This is a genomic window from Mesorhizobium qingshengii, from assembly GCF_900103325.1.
Taxonomy (GTDB): Bacteria; Pseudomonadota; Alphaproteobacteria; order Rhizobiales; family Rhizobiaceae; genus Mesorhizobium; species Mesorhizobium qingshengii.
Genome location: NZ_FMXM01000116.1, coordinates 1 through 1,105, shown reverse-complemented (window position 1 = coordinate 1,105; position 1,105 = coordinate 1). Strand labels below are relative to the sequence as shown.

Annotated in this window: 2 protein-coding genes; both read right to left on the bottom strand. The window is 62.4% G+C overall.

Annotated elements, in window-relative coordinates; translation table 11 throughout:
• Window positions 1–375 (bottom strand): IS1096 element passenger TnpR family protein (locus tag BLS48_RS34700; protein WP_091586706.1); only part of this gene is annotated, 375 nt, incomplete at its 3' end.
• An 8-nt stretch (window positions 376–383) separates the two neighbouring features.
• A partial coding sequence (locus BLS48_RS34695) for an IS66 family transposase (protein WP_143019609.1) occupies window positions 384–1,105 on the bottom strand: 722 nt, incomplete at its 5' end.

Here is a 1,105-nt window from a genome sequence, read left to right as displayed (position 1 = left end):
CCTCGGGTAATTGGCATCGGGCTGCGCCTGCCCTGTTCCAATAACTTCAACGCGGAAGCGCCACTCGTCACCGTAGTCGTACAAGAAGGTCATTGCCGAGCCCACCTTCTGGAAGGCTGTGGTGACGCGCGCGCCCTTCACGCTGCGAGAGCCGCTCCCCTCTATGTCGGCGAAGAGTTCGAACCGCTGGGGCGAGTCGAACAGCTTTCCCGTCAGCTTTGAATAGAAGCCGTAGGCGTGGTCCATGTCGAAGCCAAATGCCGCTACGATGGCTTCGGCCAGCTCCGCTAGCGTGCTCGAACTCAACACCTCGATGTCCCGATAAAGCCGCGCCCGAAGAGAGGCTCGGAAGATCAAGGTCGCGGGCTCAGTCATGGCGGATTTCAGGTGCTGACGGTTTGAAGGATGATTTTGAAGGGGTTCGTGCCTGGCGTGAGACGAGCTGTGTCGACGACGGTTCGAATGTCGGCTTCGCCCTTTGCGGCCCACATGGCGCGATAGCCGTTGGTGATCTTCCGTTGAACGACGGCGGGTCTCAGCGCCCGTTCACAGGCGTTGTTCGTCGCGTCGACCATTCCTGGCCATTGGGCAAAGGTCAAAAGTTGATCGCGAGCTCGCCTGAACTTGTTTTGGATGTCGCGGGCCAGATCGCACGACGTTGTGGTGGCAAGGATATCGTTCAGACTTCGCTCCAGGGCGCGTCGCTTGCCGGCGATGGTCGAGGCGGCGAAGGTTTCGACACCGTCGGCTAGGGCGAAGGCCCTTTGCAGCCAACGCTTGAGCCGTGAGGGCAGCATGTCCTCACTTGCCTCGTCCGCATAGGCGACGTCGCGGGCGAGATGCGCCAGGCAGGTCTGATGCGCATTTGCGTGCCCTTGTTGCGCGGCATAGCGATCGGAACACCAGACGTCGGGCCGATGGCCGTCCATCAGGGTCCGGACCACGACGGCGCCGCGCGTTGGCGCCGCTTGATGAACAACCGCTTCGGGGCAGCGAAACACCCAGTGGTAGGCGTTGCTTCCTTCGATCCGCACGCCGGTCTCATCGGAGGAGATGACCTTGGCCCGGCGCAACGCCGCGACGGCCTTGTCGCACTCGGCCGCGA